The sequence below is a fragment of the Flintibacter sp. HCN-6482 genome, from assembly GCF_037892565.1.
GTDB classification, from domain to species: Bacteria; Bacillota; Clostridia; order Oscillospirales; family Oscillospiraceae; genus Lawsonibacter; species Lawsonibacter aceti.
In genome coordinates this window covers 1-1,835 of sequence record NZ_JBBKBK010000010.1, presented here as the reverse complement: position 1 = coordinate 1,835, position 1,835 = coordinate 1, and the positions used below count along the sequence as shown (strand labels likewise).

The 1,835-nt window shown below is 59.7% G+C and carries 2 protein-coding genes; both read left to right on the top strand.

The genetic code is table 11. The features are described from left to right. Positions 1–928 (top strand): fumarylacetoacetate hydrolase family protein (locus WKS99_RS13395; RefSeq protein ID WP_340406497.1); only part of this gene is annotated, 928 nt, incomplete at its 5' end. A gap of 44 nt (positions 929–972) precedes the next feature. Beyond that, on the top strand, positions 973–1,833 hold the full coding sequence (locus WKS99_RS13390) for a hypothetical protein (RefSeq protein WP_147571170.1): 861 nt from the start codon (positions 973–975) through the stop codon (positions 1,831–1,833). The last annotated feature ends 2 nt before the right edge of the window (positions 1,834–1,835 follow it).

Sequence of the window (1,835 nt, the reverse complement as noted above, 5' to 3'; positions counted from 1 at the left end):
TATGAGACTGGCAACTATCAAGTGGAACGATACGGAGATGGCCGGCATCGTAGCCAAGAACGGCATTCTTCCCATCCGCGCCCTGAACGCGGCTAAGGGCACCGCGTGGAGGACCGATCTGCTGTCCCTGATCCAGGAGCAGCAGATCCCCGGCCTGACCGCCTGGTATAACGCCGGCGGTAAGGAGGAGCTGGAGTCCATCCCCGGCCTTGTCCCCGCTGACCAGGTGGTCTATGCTCCCCTGTACCGCAACCCGAAGCGGATCTTCGGCATTGGGCTGAACTATGTAGACCATGCCGGTGACATCGGCTCTGCCGCCCCCACCGGGTTCCCCGGCAGCTTCTTTAAGATGGCTGACACTCTGATTGGCCCCGCCGATGAAATCAAGCTTCCTACTCTGAAGGAAGCCCAGAAAACTACCGCCGAGGCGGAGCTGGGGATCATTATGGGCAAGGACTGCCGCGATGTGTCCGAGGAGAACTGGCAGGACGCCATCGTGGGCTATACCACCATCCTGGACATGACCGAGGAGTCCATCCTGAAGGGCAACGACTATGTCAGCGGCAACCCCCGCTACCTGTGTATCGTGAAAAACTTCCCCACCTTTTTCTCCTTCGGTCCCCAGCTGGTCACACCCGATGAGGTGCCTGATGTGCTGAAGCTGGAGGTCCAGTCCGTGCGCAACGGCGAGGTATACGCCAAAAATCTGGTGAGCAACATGACCCACCGTCCGGCCCGGCTGGTATCCCTGCACAGCAGCATCCAGGGCTGGTACGCCGGCGACATTCTGTCCACCGGCACCCCCCGCGCCTTTGAGATCAACGACGGGGACATGGCCGAGTGCCGGATCTACGGTCCCGACGGCTTTGAGATGGAACCCCTGGTGAACCCCGTTGTAGACTTGAAGAAGCACCCTGAGAAAGCCTGAATCTGTACTTAAGTATTGCCAATTCTGTAAGGAGGATGAAACCCATGAAAGCCACCTTTGTTTTAACTCCCGCTGAGGCCCGCCGTCTGATCGCCAAGACGGTCATCCAGATGCCTGAATTCCAGAAGGCATGGAAGGAGGCCTATGTGCTGCTGGCCGGCGGCACCACCAACGCCTTCATCGCCCAGGAACTGCTGGGCGATAAGTCCATCGAGCCCGGACTGTGCACGGTGGGCAACAGCACCGATGGAATGCTCTGCGTCACTGAGCCCTCCAGCCGCAAGAGCTTCCCCAACGTATTCTATAAGGGACAGCCTGTGGATAAGAAGATCGACGAGGCCCTTCAGGACTACCACGCCGACACCGTCATCATCAAGGGCGCCAACGCCTTTGACCAGGATGGCCATGTGGGCATCATCACCTCCGGCTTCAATGGCGGCACCGTGCCCAACTTCATCGGCTATATGACCAGCAAGGGCCTGAAGTGGATCTGCCCTGTGGGCTATGAGAAGATGGTGCCCAGCGTGCCCGCCGCCAGCCGCGCTCTGGGCGGCGCCAACCATATCGACATCTCCATGGGTGCCGACCCCGGCCTGTACTGCCTGTCCAGCGCCGACATCGTCACCGAGGTGGAGGCCATCAAGATGATGTTCAACTGCGAGGCCAAGGTGGTTTGCGCCGGCGGCATCGGCGGAAACGAGGGCGCCCACTACTGGGCTGTGGACGGCGATGAGGCGGACATCAAGGCTCTGGTGGACTATTTGGAGAAGGAGATCAAGGGCGAGCCCCCTGTCAAGGGCAACAAGGGCAACTGCTCTAATTGCCGGTATCCTGGCTGCCGCTACAATGGCCTGCAGCCTGACCAACTGCCTGACTGGATGAAGAAGCGGGGCATCAAGAAGTAATA

Excerpts from the sequence above, each read along its gene's own strand:
- WKS99_RS13390 (WP_147571170.1), top strand. The coding sequence starts at position 973 with ATGAAAGCCACCTTTGTTTTAACTCCCGCTGAGGCCCGCCGTCTGATC.